The sequence below is a fragment of the Kitasatospora sp. NPDC088779 genome, assembly GCF_040685395.1.
In the GTDB taxonomy this organism is placed as follows: Bacteria; Actinomycetota; Actinomycetes; order Streptomycetales; family Streptomycetaceae; genus Kitasatospora.
In genome coordinates, this window is the sequence record NZ_JBFBHW010000077.1 from 14,940 (window position 1) to 29,354 (window position 14,415).

10 protein-coding genes and 1 pseudogene are annotated in these 14,415 nt (G+C 74.0%); 1 reads left to right on the top strand and 10 read right to left on the bottom strand.

Features of this window, described 5'->3' with window-relative positions; genetic code table 11:
- The 3 genes and pseudogenes from AB0P03_RS38595 to AB0P03_RS38605 form a co-directional block, all read right to left on the bottom strand.
- A pseudogene (locus AB0P03_RS38595) lies at positions 1–375 on the bottom strand (hypothetical protein); the annotation flags it as partial.
- Between the two features lie 170 nt (positions 376–545).
- Positions 546–743, bottom strand: a complete 198-nt coding sequence (locus AB0P03_RS38600) for a ferredoxin (RefSeq protein WP_363586152.1) — start codon at positions 741–743, stop codon at positions 546–548.
- Between the two features lie 39 nt (positions 744–782).
- Positions 783–1,982, bottom strand: a complete 1,200-nt coding sequence (locus AB0P03_RS38605; protein ID WP_363586153.1) for a cytochrome P450 — start codon at positions 1,980–1,982, stop codon at positions 783–785.
- A gap of 232 nt (positions 1,983–2,214) precedes the next feature.
- On the opposite strand from AB0P03_RS38605, the gene AB0P03_RS38610 reads away from it, so the two are divergent.
- Entirely contained in the window at positions 2,215–2,769 is a 555-nt protein-coding gene (locus AB0P03_RS38610; protein WP_363633372.1) for a MarR family transcriptional regulator, read from the top strand.
- 134 nt (positions 2,770–2,903) lie between these two features.
- Here AB0P03_RS38610 and AB0P03_RS38615 read toward each other — a convergent pair whose 3' ends face one another.
- The 7 genes from AB0P03_RS38615 to AB0P03_RS38645 form a co-directional block, all read right to left on the bottom strand.
- Positions 2,904–4,133 carry a PLP-dependent aminotransferase family protein gene (locus tag AB0P03_RS38615; RefSeq protein WP_363586163.1) on the bottom strand — a complete coding sequence of 410 codons (1,230 nt, stop codon included), beginning with the start codon at positions 4,131–4,133 and terminating at the stop codon, positions 2,904–2,906.
- Between the two features lie 65 nt (positions 4,134–4,198).
- On the bottom strand, positions 4,199–5,371 hold the full coding sequence (locus AB0P03_RS38620; RefSeq protein ID WP_363586155.1) for an alpha-hydroxy acid oxidase: 1,173 nt from the start codon (positions 5,369–5,371) through the stop codon (positions 4,199–4,201).
- Positions 5,368–6,465 carry a 4-hydroxyphenylpyruvate dioxygenase gene (gene hppD / locus AB0P03_RS38625; protein ID WP_363586156.1) on the bottom strand — a complete coding sequence of 366 codons (1,098 nt, stop codon included), beginning with the start codon at positions 6,463–6,465 and terminating at the stop codon, positions 5,368–5,370. The genes AB0P03_RS38620 and hppD overlap by 4 nt, the downstream gene beginning before the upstream one ends.
- A gap of 53 nt (positions 6,466–6,518) precedes the next feature.
- Positions 6,519–7,805, bottom strand: coding sequence for an MFS transporter (locus AB0P03_RS38630; protein ID WP_363633374.1), 1,287 nt, complete (start codon positions 7,803–7,805; stop codon positions 6,519–6,521).
- 198 nt (positions 7,806–8,003) lie between these two features.
- Entirely contained in the window at positions 8,004–9,011 is a 1,008-nt protein-coding gene (locus AB0P03_RS38635; protein WP_363586158.1) for an aminotransferase class I/II-fold pyridoxal phosphate-dependent enzyme, read from the bottom strand.
- Positions 9,011–10,057 (bottom strand): class I SAM-dependent methyltransferase, encoded by a 1,047-nt coding sequence (locus tag AB0P03_RS38640; protein ID WP_363586159.1) that lies wholly within the window; start codon positions 10,055–10,057, stop codon positions 9,011–9,013. The genes AB0P03_RS38635 and AB0P03_RS38640 overlap by 1 nt, the downstream gene beginning before the upstream one ends.
- 131 nt (positions 10,058–10,188) lie before the next feature.
- A partial coding sequence (locus AB0P03_RS38645; protein WP_363633376.1) for an amino acid adenylation domain-containing protein occupies positions 10,189–14,415 on the bottom strand: 4,227 nt, incomplete at its 5' end.

Sequence of the window (14,415 nt, forward strand, 5' to 3'; positions counted from 1 at the left end):
CGGTGTCGCAAGCCTTTTATTGTATCCGGCTCCGTGCGAGAGGACGACCAACTTCCCCTGGAAAACGGAGAGTTCACCGCCGAAGCTGGCTGACAGGGCGAGGTCGACGGGTGTCTGCTTGGCCTGCTCCCACGGAAGTACCGGAACCCCGAGGGAGCTCAGCAGCTCGGCGACTCCTGCGCTGAAGGGGGACGATCCCGTGCAGGCGGCCAGCAGTTGGATCCTGAGGTCGTCGCGGAACAGCGGAACGACGTCCAGGAGCCGGGTCGCGGAGGTCACGTTGTGGACGACGAGGAGAACCCGGCGGCAGCCACCGCGGGTGGTCCACCTCGAAGCGTCCTCGCCCACCGGAACCCGGATCCAGTCGGTCACCAGCCCTGCCAACCCGCCGCTCCTTCGATGCTCGCCGCCTCCCCTCGCGAGGTCCGTCCATTGTTCCACGGCGTGGATGTCGAGGTTCGGCCTCGGTCGGGACCGGTCGGTTCGGCCGGACCCGACGCGCGGTCAGGGTCTTCGCCCGGCGGCGGGTTGGGGAGTGGGGATGATTACAGGTGTTCGAGGCGGATGGCCGCGGCCGGGCAGACCGCGGCGGCGTCCTGGACGGCCTGGTGGAGGTCGGCGGGGGGTGCGGCGTCGAGGAGGATGACGATGCCGTCCTCCTCGCGCTGGTCGAAGACCTCGGGGGCGGCCAGTACGCAGTGGCCGGCGCCGCAGCACTTTTCCTGGTCGATGTGGATGAGCATGGCTTTCCTTTCGGAGGATCGGTTCGGACGCGGGGGCCGCTACCAGGCGAGGGGGAGCTCGTGGACGCCGTAGATGAGCATGTCGCCCCGGAAGCGGATCTCCTCGAACGGTACGGCCAGGCGCAGTTCGGGCAGTCGCTGCAGGATGGAGTTCAGCGCGATCTGCAGTTCCAGCCGGGCCAGGGGCTGTCCGAGGCACTGGTGGACGCCGAAGCCGAAGGCCAGGTGGAGGCGCGCGTCGCGGGAGAGGTCGAGCTCGTCGCCGTCGGGGAACTTCTGCTCGTCCCGGTTCGCGGTGCTGATCATGCAGATCACGCCCTCGCCCGCTCGGATCCGGACGCCGCCGACGGTGACGTCCTCGGTGGCGACCCGGGTCAGGCCGGAGTGCACGATGGTGAGGTAGCGCAGCAGTTCCTCGACGGCGCCGGCGACCGACTCCGGGTGCTCGCGCAGGTGGGCGAGCTGGGTGGGGTTCTGCAGCAGGGCCAGGATGGAGAGCGCGGTCATGTTCGCCGTGGTCTCGTGTCCGGCGACCAGCAGCAGCCGGCCCATGGCGCCGATCTCCTCGGTGCTCAGTTCGCCGCGGGCGACCAGGCGGCTGAGGATGCCGTCGTCGGGCTCGGTGCGCTTGGAGTCGGTGAGCTTGACCAGGTAGTCGACCAGGTTCTTCTGGGCGATCTGCACCTCTTCGGCCGAGGAGTCGCGGCGCAGCAGGACCCGGCTGCACTCCTGGAAGAAGTCGTGGTCCTGGTAGGGGACGCCGAGCAGCAGGCAGATGACCAGGGACGGCAGCGGCAGCGCGAACTCGTGGACCAGGTCGCCGGAGTTGCGGCCGGCGGTCAGCTCGTCGAGCAGTTCGTCGGCGATGCGCTGGACCTCGGGGCGCAGTGCCTCGACCTTCTTGATCATGAATTCGCTGGTGAGCATCCGGCGCAGGTGGGCGTGCTCCGGGTCGTCCATCCGGATGAAGGTCCGCTGGCCGGTGCTCAGCTGCCGGGCTCCGGCGCTGATGAACGGGAAGCCGGGCCGGGCGGCGTCCGAGCTGAAGCGGGCGTCGCTGAGCACGGCCTTGATGTCGTCGTGGCGGGTGACCAGCCAGCTGGGGGCGCCGTCCCAGAGGGTGATCCGGCTGATCGGTTCGTCCTGCTGGGCCTGCTGGTAGGCCGGCGGCGGGTCGAACGGGCAGCCGCCACGGGCGGCGGGGTGGGTGAACCGGGGGTTGTGAGCGGCGGTGGCCATCATGGGCTCCCTTCGCGGAGCGGATTTGCCGGTGGCGCCGAGCGGATGGGCCTGCGGTGCCGTGGGGTAGCGCCCGGGACCGTTGCATGCCCTAAGCAACTAACTCACCGTCACGCTAACTCGCGGTCAGTGGTGGCGAAAGGGCCCATCCGGTGGCGAACGAATCTGTCTGGAAACCGGTCAGTGGTCGAGAGGGGAGCCACTCCCCGAACGGGGTCGCTACAGTTCCCCCATGCCGGACGCAACAGACAATCCGACCGCCACCTCCGAACTGGAGGAGGTGCTGGCCTCGCTGGCCTACCTGCTGACCCGCTCGCAGGAACACGAGCGCCAGACGGCGCGGGCCGGCATCACGGCGGCGCGCTCGGACGTCTACCTGCTGCGCGCGCTCGCCGAGGCCGAGGAGGTCAGCCGCGTGGGCGACCTGGCCGCCCGGCTGATGGTCAAGCCCTCCCACGTCACCCGGCAGATCGACCGGCTGCAGACCCAGCAACTGGTGGAACGCACTCCGGACGCGCTGGACCGCCGGGCCCGCCAGGTGGCGCTCACGGCCGAGGGGCGGGCGATGCTCAACCGTCTGAAACAGGCCAACATCGCCGGTCTGGCCAATGCGCTGGACGGCATTCCGGCGCCGGACGTCGCCGCCACGGTCAGCGTGCTGCGCCACTTGGTGGACCGGTATGTGCGGCAGGTCCGGATCAAGATGCTGTCCGAGGACGCCACGCCGGCGGACCGGGCGCCCGGGAGCGTCGGCATCGCCGACCCGGGCCCGAACCGCTGCCCCTGACGCGGGGCCCGGCAAGGAGGGAGCGCCGGAGCGGGCGCCCCCTCCGAGGTCAGGACCGTACGGCGATCGAAACCGTACGGTGATCAGGACCGTGTGGCGATCAAAACCGTACGGAAATCAGGACCTTACGGAGATCAGGACCGTGCGGCGATCAGGGCGGCCAGTCCGTCCAGCCCGCGGTCGACGGTGTCCGGGTCGACCTGGCTGACGGAGAGCCGCAGTTGCCGCTCCCCGCCCGCGTCCGGGTAGAAGTGCGACATCGGGGTCCAGATCACCCCGTACTCCGAGGCCGAGAGTTCGAGCAGCGCGTCGTCCACCACGAACGGCACGGTGACCACCAAGAAGAACCCGCCGCGCGGCTCGTTCCAGCTCACCCCGCTGCCGGGCGGGAAGCGCCGGGCCAGGCCTGCCAGGACGAGCGCGAGGTTGCGCCGGTAGAGCGCGGCGACCTCGGTGTTGGCGGCCCGCAGGCTGTAGCCGTGTTCGAGCAGTGCCCCGCCGATCACGGCCTGGGCGATCGGTGAGGTGTTCACCGTGGTCATGCTCTTGATCATGCCGAGCAGGTCGGCCAGCAGGTCGGTGCCGCCCGCGCCGTCCGCCACCGGCTGGTCCGCCACCACGTACCCGACCCGGGCGCCCGGGAGGGCCGTCTTGGCGAAGGAGCCGAGGTGGACGACCCGCCGTTCGGTGTCCAGGGCCTTGAGCGAGGGCAGCCGCTCCTCGCCGGCGAAGACGCAGTACGGGTTGTCCTCCAGCAGGAGGAAGTCCTCCTCGGCGGCCAGGGCGAGCAGCTCCCGCCGCAGCTCCAGCGGCAGGCTGGCCCCGCTCGGGTTGGCGACGTCCGGTACCAGGTAGAGGGCGCGCGGGCGCAGCCCCTCGGCCCGGGCGGCGGCCAGTTGGCGGCGCAGGTCGGCGAGGTCCACGCCGTCCGGGCCGTCGGCCACCGGCCGCACCGGCAGGTCGGCGAGCAGCGCCGCGCCGGTCAGCCCCACGTACGTGGGCGAGACGGCGAGCACCACGTCCTCGGGGCCGCGGCGCAGCGCCCGCAGCACCAGGAACATCGCCTCCTGGCAGCCCACCGTCACCACGATCGACTCGGCGGGCACCTCGATGCCCTCGTCCACCGCGAGGTGGGTGGCGATCAGCTCGTGGATGATCCCCTTGGTCCGCCCGTACTGGAGCACCTGTCGCCGGGCCGCCTCCTCGGAGAGCCCGCGCTCGGCGCGCAGGTGGGCGACGTAGCGGTCCAGGTGGCGGTGGACGGCGTCGAGTTCGAAGAACTGCTCCGCCGGGCGGCCCGCGGCGAAGGAGACCGCCTCCGGGTAGCGGATGGAGATTTCGTTGAGCAGGTTCATCGAGGTCATCGCCGGGTCGGCGAGGGAGGGGTGCAGGTCGGCCCGCAGCAGGCCGCGGGGTGGGGCGGTGGTGGTCACGGTGCACTCCAGGTGGGGCAGGGCATGGGGGTGGTGCGCAGCGCGGCGGCCGCGCTCAGGTCGGCGCAGCCCGCGAGGCCGAGCGCGTGCCGCAGCTCCGCGGCCAGCAGGTCGAGCACGTGGGCGCAGCCGGCCTCGCCCCGGGCCGCCAGGCCCCAGATCATCGGGCGTCCGAGCAACACCCCGGACGCCCCGAGGGCGAGGGCGGTGAGCACGTCCGATCCGCCGCGCACCCCGCTGTCCAGCAGCACCTGGCAGTCGCGGCCGGCCAGCGCCTCGGCGACGGCGGGCAGCGCGGTGATCGAGGGGACGGCCCGGTCGAGCTGGCGGCCGCCGTGGTTGGACACCACCACGGCTTCGGCGCCGAGTTCGGCGGCCCGCACCGCGTCCGCCGGGTCGAGCACCCCCTTGACCATCAGCGGCAGGCTGGTGTGCTCGCGCAGCCAGGCGAGATCCGCCCAGGTGACGGCGGGGGAGAGCAGCTCGGCGGTGTGCGCGGCCACGGCCGAGACGGCGGTGGTCGCCTGGTGGGCCCGCCCGGCGGCGCCGTCTTCGAGCAGGACCGCGCGGACGTCCGCGGGCAGCGCGAAGGCGTTCTTGGCGTCGCGCAGGCGGCGGCCCATGAACGGCACGTCGGCGGTGACGACCAGGCATTCGCTGCCTGCCGCCTCGGCCGCCGCGACCAGGTCGAGCAGCCGCCCCCGGTCGCGTAGCCAGTACAGCTGGAACCAGAGCGTGGCTCCCGTCGCGGCCAGCTCCTCGAAGCCGACGCTGCTGAGCGTGCCGACGGTGAACGGCACCCCCGCCGCGGCCGCCGCCCGGGCCGAGGCCAGCTCGCCCTCGGGGTGGAACAGCCGGTGGTACGCGACGGGCGCCACCGCCACCGGCAGGGTCGCGCGGCTGCGCACCAGGGTGGTGGCGGTGTCGCAGGCGGAGACGTCGGCCAGCACTCGGGGCACCAGGGCCAGCTGGTCGAAGGCCGCCCGGTTGCCGGCGAGGGTCCTCTCGCGCTCCGCGCCGCCCTCCAGCCAGTCCCAGACCTCGGGCGCGAGGACGGCCCGGGCGGGCTCCGCGTACTCGGCGACGGAGAGCGGCTGGGGGGAGGGTGACGGGGAGGAGGGCGACGGGGCGGGGGAGGGCTGGTGCCCGGTCAGGGCCGGCGCGCTCATCCGGCCACTTCGCTGGCGCTGCGCTGGAGTTCGACGGCCTCGTAGAGGGCGCGGACGTTGTTGCTGCCGAAGGTGCGGGCCCGGATGCGCTCGATCACCTCGAAGAAGAAGGTGCCGCGCGGGTGCTGGGAGCGGGTGAAGATCTGGAACAGCTGGCCGTCGTGGTCCTGGTCGACCAGCAGGTGCAGGGCGCGCAGCTGGTCGAGCGAGTGCCGCAGTGGCGTCAGACGGGCGGGCAGCGCGTCGAAGTACGCGCCCGGGGTGCGCAGGAACGGCACGCCGCGCTCCGCCATCGCGGAGACGGAGTGCACGGCGTCGGCGGAGGAGAAGGCCACGTGCTGCACCCCGGCGCCGCCGTGGTCGGCGAGGAAGGAGGCGATCTGGCCGCCCGCGTCCGGGCTGAGCGGCTCGATCAGGGTGAGCGTGACGCTGTGGTCGGCGCTCTGCACGACCGCCGAGTCCATGCCGAGCGCGCCGACCTCGATCCGCTCCTCGAAGATCATCCGGAAGCCGAAGACCTCGCAGTACCGGCGGACGGTCTCGCGCAGCTCGCCGGAGGGGACGCAGACCGCGAAGTGGTCGACGGAGCGCAGCCCCGTCGTGCCGGTGTCGGTGACCGGGGCGGCGTCCGGCAGGCCGGGGATCCGGTCGGCGGGGGCCTCGGGGCCGCGCTCGATCAGGGTGTGCACCACGTCGCCGAAGGCGCCGACCACCGCCGTGACGCAGCCGTGCGCGGCCTGCGGCGGGCGCAGGCCGTCGGCGCCCCGGCCGGTCAGCGTCCGGTAGGCGTCGGCGGCGTCCGGCACCCGCAGGGCCAGTGCGCCCACGCCGTCGCCGTGCCGGGCCAGGTAGTCGGTGGCCGGGTGGCCGCCGGCCAGCGGCTGGGTGAGCAGCAGCCGGATGGTGCCCTGCCCGACCAGCGCCGAGAGGCAGCGCTCGGCGGCCTCGCCGCGCTCGGTGGGCGGGACGAGCAGCTCGAAGCCGTACTCGCTGGTCAGCCGGGCGGTCTCGGCGGTGAGGTCGGACAGGTAGAACTCGACGTGGTCCAGTTCGACGGGGAGCGGGGCGGTGGTGGGCGAGGAGCGGTCGGTCATCTGAGGAGCTTTCTGGTGAGGAAGGAGAGGAGGTGTCGAGGGTGATCGGGCGATCAGGTGCGCTGGAGGTCCGGGGCGCTCCCGGGCTCGGTGGGGCTCTCGGGCTCTTCGGGGGCCGCGGGCTCGGCGGAGGTCTCGGTGCCGGCGGGGGCCTCGGGCCCGGTCGGGGCCTCGGGCTTGCCGAGCAGGTGGGCGGCCGCGAGCAGGGCGCCGAGCACCATCACGGCCAGCACGACCCGGAAGTCCAGGGCGGCCACCAGTCCGGAGCCGACGCCGACCGCGAGGGCCTGCGGGGCGGTGAGCGAGAGGTTGACGGCCGCCTGGGCGCGGCCCATCAGCTGGGGCGGCGTGGCCGCCTGGGCGGCCGTGGCGAGGCCGACCATGGCGGCTGGGATGCCCGCCCCGGCGATCACCAGGCCGGCCGCCACCACGGGGAGGGACGGCGCGAGCAGGAGTACCGTGCCGAGGCCGAACACCACCGACCCCGCCATGACCGTCCGGCGCGGTCCGAGCCGGCCGATCAGCAGACCGCCGACCACCGAGCCGCCCAGCGCCCCGACCGCCTCGGTCGTCTCCAGCACGCCGAGGAACTGCGGCGGGCGGTGCAGCCCGTGCTGGGTCAGCGCGAACAGCACCGGCTGGAGCAGGCTCAGCACGAAGCCCGTGACGGCGGTGGCCGCCACCAGCGGGCGCAGCCCGGTCGCACCGCGCAGGTGGGCGAAGCCCGCCAGCACATCGGTGCGCCACCGGAGGCCCGAGGGCTCCGGCCTGGGCTCGTCCGCCCGCAGGCCGAGGAAGGCCAGGGCCGCCAGCAGCAGCACGCCGAGGTCGGCCAGCGCCACGGCGTGCCCGCCCAGCCAGCTGTAGAGGCCCGAGCCGAGCAGCGGCGCGACCAGCGTGGTGCCGGCCCGGGCGCTCTGGGTGAACCCGGCTGCCGCGCCGAAGTCCTGACGATCCGTCAGGATCGTCCGCAGCAGGGCGCTCTGCGCCGGGGCCAGCACGGCCCCGGCGAGACCGCAGAGCGAGGCCGTGCAGTAGATGATCCAGACCCGGTCCGGACCGTCGACGAGCAGCAGGGGCGTCAACCCCACTGCCACTATCAGGTTGACGCCGACCAGCAGCGGTCTGCGCCGGACCCGGTCGGCGAGCAGGCCGCCCAGCGGCAGGAGCAGCAGCGGCGCGGCGAAGCAGAACAGCACCAGCCCGGCGGCGGAGTTGCTGCCGGTCAGCACCTTGGCCCAGATGCCGAGGGCGATGGAGAGGGCGCTGTCGCCGAGGACGGACAGGGTCTGCCCGGCGAGGTAGCGCCGGAACTCCGGGCGGGCCAACAGCGGGTGCATCGCGGTTCCTTCGCTGCGCCGACGGCGCTTCGGGTGCTGGGCGTGCCGGGCGTGCTGGGTTGCTGAGGGTGCTGGGCTGCTCGGCGCGTGGGGCGCGGACGGTGCGCCCTCACGCGCCGTGCGCGGGGACGTGCGGGGACGTGCGGGGACGTGCTGGGACGTGCGGAGACGGCCGGGATGCGCGGGCGCGGGGTGCGGTCAGGGAGCGGCGGGCGCGGTGGCGGTGAAGCCCTCGATCACCGCGTCGTTGGCGTCCTTCTCACCGACGGCGATCCGGATGCCCTGGCCGGGGTAGTAGCGGACGGCCACCCCTCGGCGCTCCAGCTCCGCCCGCAGGGGGAGCTGGTCGCCCGGCGCGACGACCCAGAGGAAGTTGGTCAGGCTGGGCGCCACCGTCCAGCCCAGCCGCAGCAGTTCGGCCCGCAGGCGCTCCCGCTCGGCGGCGATCTCGGCGATCCGCCGGTCCACCTCGTCCTGGGCCGAGACGGCGGCCAGCAGGCCCGCCTCCTGGAGCCGGTTCACCGCGTACGGGACCTGGTGGTCCCGCACCCGCTGGGCCACGGACTCCTCCGCGAGCGCGTAGCCGATCCGCAGGGCGGCGATGCCGTGCGACTTGGAGAGGGTGCGCAGCACCACCAGGTTCGGCCACTCGGCGATCCGGTCCGGCACCGCCGGGGCCGCCCAGTCCCGGGCGAAGTCGACGTACGCCTCGTCCAGCAGGATCAGCGCCGTGGCCGGGACCAGGCGGAAGAAGTCCGTCAGCTCCGCCCAGGAGTAGACCGTGCCGGTCGGGTTGTGCGGGTTGCACAGCACGACGATCCGGGTGCGCTCGTCCAGCCGATCGGCCATCGCGGCCAGGTCGTGCCGGGCGTCGGGGCCGAGCGGGACGGCCCGGGCCTCGGCCCGGGCGATCTCGCAGAACAGCGGGTACGCGTCGAAGCAGGGCGCCGAGTGCACCACGTTGTCGCCGGGCCCGACGACGGCGTGGAAGAGGTCCAGCGCCACGCCCGCCGAGCCGTGGCCGACCACGACCTGAGGGGCCGGGACGCGCTGCCAGTCGGCGATGATCCCCTCGATCCGCTGCGGGCGGAAGTCCGGGTACCGGTGCAGGTCGCCGGCGGCCGCGGCCAGGGCGGCCACGACGGACGGCAGCGGCGGGCCCGGGTGCTCGTTCTGCGCCAGCAGGTGTCTGGCGGCGGCGGCCATCAGTCGGCCTGGAGGACGTAGAGCCAGGAGTGCGGGGTGGCCAGCGCCTCGACGCGGTCGATCCGCAGTCCGGCGTCGGTGAACAGCTCCTCGTACGTCTCCTTGGTGTGCAGCGGCACGCCCATCATCGCGTGCGCCAGCTCGAAGCCGACCGAGAAGACCGGCAGGGCGCTCTGGGACTCGCCCGGGCCGCGCAGCATGGTGTCGCCGAGCACGAAGGTGCGGGCCTTCGGGAAGGCCTCCCGCATCCGGGTGAAGATCGAGGAGCGGGTGGCCGGGTCGGCCAGCAGGTCGTGCAGCAGGAAGAAGCTCATCACGGTGTCGACCTCGGCCACCTCGGCGGCCTCGGCGTCGTTGTCGATCTGGGTGCCGAGCAGGCCCAGGACGTCGGCCCGGACGGCGGTGACGCGGTCCTGCATCCCGGCCGTGACGATGTCGCGACGGGCGATGTCGGTGGCCGGGCGGCTGATGTCGATGCCCAGGCCCCGGGTGCCCTCGCGCTGCCCGACCACCCGGCGCACCCGGGCGGAGGTGCCGCTGCCCAGGTCGGCGATGGTGCGGAAGTCGATGCCGGAGAGCACGTCGGTCAGCTGCGCGGCGAACAGCGACTGGTCGCACTGGGCGGAGCCGAGGGCGACCATCGCCTCGTCGCGCAGGACGTCCTCGCTGTAGCGGTGCGTCCCCGCGCTCAGGTGCCCGGCGCGGCCGAACACGTCGTGGTACCCGCCGACGGCCCAGGTGAAGTAGCCGCGCGCGGCGGCGACTTCGAGGCCCACCTCGGTGGGCACGTAGGTGCCGCCGTCGGCCTTGACGTAGCCGCAGTCGGCGGCGGCGCGCAGGACGGCCTCGGTCCGGGCGGTGTCACCGCCCTGGGCGGTGGCCTCGACGGCCGAGAGCGGCTCGCCGCGCCCGAGCTTCTCCAGCACGCCGATCCGGTCCAGCGCGAAGATCACGTTGGCGGCGATGAAGCCGTTGTAGGCGTCGGTCGACGTGATCGGCGACGGGGTGACGCCGCGCCAGGTGTCGGGGATGGCGGCAGTGGTCATGGTGGTGTCCGTTTCTCGGTGGGCGGGCCGGGTGCGGCCCGCGCGGTGGGTGCAGGTCGGTGGCCTGCGGTCGGAAGGGATGCGAAAGCCGGCGGGTCAGGAGGCCGGTCGGCGGCCGGTCGGTCAGGCGGTCAGGTGGCCGGTCGGTCGGTCAGGCGGGCGGCGAGCACCGGGCCGATGACGGCGAGCGCCTCGGGGCCCGTCATGGCGCCGTGGGTGCTCGGCACCTCGTGGACGTCGATCCGGCCGCCCACGTGGGGGCGCCAGCCGTCCGGGTCGGGGGCGTCGGCAGGGCGGTCCTTGGCGGCGGTGAAGACCACCGCGTCGCCGTCGTAGCCGGGCAGCGGGAGCGCGTGCGCCAGCTCGGCGTTGGCCTGGAAGACCGCGACCACCCGGGCCACCGCGGCGCCGCTGAGGCCCGCGAGCGGGCCCTCGCCGTGCCGGACCAGCTCGGCGTAGCCGTCCTCGTCCTCGGGCCAGGCGCCGATCTCCCCGGCCGGGTGGCCGAGCGAGTCGAGGATCACTGCCAGTTGCTCCGGGTCGTCCCGCCACTGCTCGGGCCCGGCCTCGCCGGCGCCCGGATAGGCGTCCAGCAGGGCCAGCAGCCGGACCTCCTCGCCCTGGTCGCGCAGCAGTGCGGCGATCGCGTGGGCGACGGCCCCGCCGAAGGACCAGCCGAGCAGGGCGTACGGGCCCTCGGGGCGGACGGCGCGGATCTGCGCGAGGTAGTCGCGCGCCAACTCCGCGACGGAGGAGGGGCGGTGGCCCGGATCGGCCAGGCCCGGGGCCTGGAGGCCGTAGATCGGCTGCTCGGCGTCGAGGTGGCGCAGCAGCCCCGTGTACACCCAGCTGATGCCCGCGGCCGGGTGGACGCAGAACAGCGGCGGGCGCGAGCCCCGGGTGCGGATCGGCAGCAGGACGGGGAAGCTCTCGGCGCCCGGCCCCCGGGCGAGCCGCTCGGCGAGCCCGGCGACGGTCGGCGCCTCGAACACGGTGCGGACCCCGATCCCCTCGCCCGCGCCGACCAGCTCCCGCAGCCCCGCGACCAGCCGGGCGGCCAGCAGCGAGTGCCCGCCCAGCTCGAAGAAGTTGTCGTCCACACCGACCCGTTCGAGCCCGAGCACGTCGGCGAACAGCCCGCAGAGCACCTCCTCCTGCGGCGTGCCGGGCGCCCGCCCGGCGCCGGGCCAGGCGGCGTCGGGGGCGGGGAGGGCGCGGCGGTCGACCTTGCCGTTGGCGGTGAGGGGGAGGGCGTCCAGGGCCACGACGGCGGAGGGCACCATGTAGTCGGGCAGGGTCGTGCCGACGTGGGCCCGCAGGAGGGCCTGGTCGACCGTCTGCCCGGGCCGGGCCACGGCGTAGCCGACCAGGCGCCGGTCGCCGGGGCGGTCCTCGCGGACCAGGACGAAGGCCTGGGCGAGGGAGGGGTGGCGGACGAGGGCGGCCTCGATCTCGCCGGGTTCGATGCGGAACCCGCGGACCTTGACCTGGTGGTCGGTGCGGCCGAGGTACTCCAGGGAGCCGTCGGCCCGGCGGCGGGCGAGGTCACCGGTGCGGTACATCCGGCTGCCGGGGGCGCCGTACGGGTTGGCGACGAAGCGCTCGGCGGTCAGGCCGGGCCGGTTGAGGTAGCCCCTGGCCAGGCCGGCGCCCGCGAGGTAGAGCTCGCCGACGACCCCGGCGGGGACGGGCTGCAGGGCGGCGTCCAGGACGTGCAGCCGGGTGTTCAGGATGGGCCGGCCCAGCGGCGGTGCGATCCGGCCGGACAGCGGGGTGGTCATGCTGGCGCAGACGGTGGACTCCGTCGGCCCGTAGGCGTTGACCATCCGCAGGCGGGCGGACCAGTGCTCGACGAGGTCGGGCGGGCAGGCCTCCCCGGCGACGGCCAGGGTCTCGACGTGCGCGAGCGCGTCGGGGGGCAGGACGGCCAGGGCGGTCGGCGGCAGGGTGACGTGGGTGACGCCCTGCTCGGCGATCAGTTCGACCAGGGCGGGGCCGGGCAGCAGCTGGTCGGCGTCGGCGAGGACGGCGCGGGCGCCGGTGAGCAGGGCCAGGCTGAGTTCGGCGACGGCGGAGTCGAAGGAGGGGGAGGCGAACAGCAGGTAGCGGCTGTCCGGGGTCACGGCCAGGCTCTGGCGCTGGCTCTCGACCAGGGCGGCGAGGCCGGTGTGGGGGACGACGACGCCCTTGGGGCGGCCGGTGGAGCCGGAGGTGTAGATGACGTACGCGGCGGCGTCGGGGGTGGTGGCGGTGCCGGTTTCGGCGTCGGGTTCGGTGCCGGTTTCGGCGTCGGTTTCGGCGTCGGCGAGGTCGTGCGCCGGGTGGCCGGAGGTGTCGAGCTCCTCGACCAGCAGGCGCGGGACGGCGCTGTCGGCCGGCAGGCCGGCGGCCACCGTGCCGGTGGTGAGGACCAGGACGGGGGCGGCGTCGGCGAGCATGTAGGCGATGCGGTCGGCCGGGTAGCGCGGGTCGAGCGGGAGGAAGGCCGCGCCGGCCTTGAGGACGGCGAGCTGGGCGACGATGAGCTCGATCGAGCGCTCCAGGGCGATCGCGACGAACCGCTCGGGGCCCGCGCCGTGTGCGGTGAGCAGCCGGGCGAGGCGGTTGGCGCGTCCGTTCAGCTCGGCGTAGGTGAGCTGCTCGGCGCCGAAGGCGAGCGCGACGGCGTCGGGGCGGGCGGCGGCCTGGGCCTGGAAGAGCGCCGGGAAGGTGGCGGGGGCGACGGAGTGGTCGGTGTCGTTCCAGGCCGTGATCAGCTGTCGGCGTTCCTCCGGCGCCAGGATTTCCACCTGGCCCACCCGCTGGTCAGGGTCGGCCAGCACCGCGCGCAGGGCGCGCTCGAACCGCGCGGCCGTCGCCGCCGCCGTGGCCCGGTCGAACAGGTCGACGGCGTACTCGACCGTCAGCTCCAGGCCGGCGGGGGCGCCGTCGCGGTCGAAGGCCTCGCTGAAGGCGAAGGTCAGGTCGAACTTGGCGAGGTCCGAATCCAGCGCCTCGACCCGGCCCGGCAGGCCGCCGAGGCGGATCGTTCCGGCGTCGCCGCCGGAGGTCAGCATCACCTGGCAGAGCGGGTGTCGGGCCGTCGAGCGCGCCGGGTTGAGCAGCTCGACCAGGCGCTCGAAGGGCACGTCCTGGTGCCCGAAGGCGTCCAGGGTGCCGATCCGGACGCGCTCCAGCAGCTCCCGGAAGCTCGGGTCGCCGGACGTGTCGGTGCGCAGCACCAGGGTGTTGACGAAGAAGCCGACCAGGTCGTCGAGCGCTTCGTCGGTGCGCCCGGCGACGACGGTGCCGATCGGCAGGTCGGTGCCCGCGCCCAGGCGGCCCAGCGTGGTGGCGAGTGCCGCCTGCATCACCATGAACACGCTGGCTCGGCTCTGCTGCGCCAACTCGACCAGGGCGCCGTGGAGTTCGCCGTCCAGGTGCAGTTCCACCGCCGCACCCCGACGGGTCGGCGCGGTCGGGCGGGGGCGGTCGTAGGGGAGCGCCAGTTCCTCGGGGAGGCCGGACAGCACCTGCTGCCAGTGGGCGAGTTGTTCGGTGAGCAGGGTGGTGGGTTGTTGCGGGGTGCCGAGGAGTTCGTGCTGCCAGAGGGCGTAGTCGGCGTACTGCACCGGCAGCGGCTCCCACTGCGGCTCGGTGCCGGCGAGGCGGGCTTCGTAGGCGGTGGCGAGGTCGTGCAGGAGCGGGGCGACGGACCAGCCGTCGGTGGCGATGTGGTGCATGAGGACGAGCAGGACGTGTTCGTCGTGCGGGAGGGAGAACAGCGTGGCGCGGACGGGCAGGTCGTGGGCGAGGTCGAAGACCTCCCCGCCGGCCTCGGCCAGGGCGTCCTGGAGCGCTTCCTCGGTGGCCACCGACACGGTGTGCAGCGGGAGTTCGGGACGCTCGACGATCAGCTGGTGCGGCTGGCCGTCGGTGGTCGGGTAGACGGTGCGTAGCACCTCGTGGCGGTCGAGGACGTCCGTCAGCGCCGCCTGGAGGGCGGGGGCGTCGACCCGGCCGGTCAGGCGCACCGCGCACGGGGTGTTGTAGAGCGCGTTGGGGCCCTCGAACTGGTCGATGAACCACAGGCGTTGCTGTGCCGGGGAGAGCGGGATGCGCTCGGGCCGGTCGATGGGCCGCAGGGCCGGACGGGCCGTGCCGGAGGCGGGCAGGACGGCGGCCAGGGCGGCGACGGTCGGGGCGTCGAACAGGGCCCGGATGGGAAGTTCGGTGCTGAGGGCGGTGCGGATGCGGCTGACCAGTTTGGTGGCGAGGAGGGAGTGGCCGCCGAGGTCGAAGAAGCGGTCGTCGATGGTGACGGTGGTGAGTCCGAGGACGTCGGCGAAGAGTGTGCAGAGGGTTTGTTCGGTGGTGTT

Coding starts and splice junctions, on each gene's coding strand:
- AB0P03_RS38600 (WP_363586152.1), bottom strand. CDS start 743: ATGCTCATCCACATCGACCAGGAAAAGTGCTGCGGCGCCGGCCACTGC.
- AB0P03_RS38605 (WP_363586153.1), bottom strand. CDS start 1,982: ATGGCCACCGCCGCTCACAACCCCCGGTTCACCCACCCCGCCGCCCGT.
- AB0P03_RS38610 (WP_363633372.1), top strand. CDS start 2,215: ATGCCGGACGCAACAGACAATCCGACCGCCACCTCCGAACTGGAGGAG.
- AB0P03_RS38615 (WP_363586163.1), bottom strand. CDS start 4,133: ATGACCTCGATGAACCTGCTCAACGAAATCTCCATCCGCTACCCGGAG.
- AB0P03_RS38620 (WP_363586155.1), bottom strand. CDS start 5,371: ATGAGCGCGCCGGCCCTGACCGGGCACCAGCCCTCCCCCGCCCCGTCG.
- hppD (WP_363586156.1), bottom strand. CDS start 6,465: ATGACCGACCGCTCCTCGCCCACCACCGCCCCGCTCCCCGTCGAACTG.
- AB0P03_RS38630 (WP_363633374.1), bottom strand. CDS start 7,805: ATGCACCCGCTGTTGGCCCGCCCGGAGTTCCGGCGCTACCTCGCCGGG.
- AB0P03_RS38635 (WP_363586158.1), bottom strand. CDS start 9,011: ATGGCCGCCGCCGCCAGACACCTGCTGGCGCAGAACGAGCACCCGGGC.
- AB0P03_RS38640 (WP_363586159.1), bottom strand. CDS start 10,057: ATGACCACTGCCGCCATCCCCGACACCTGGCGCGGCGTCACCCCGTCG.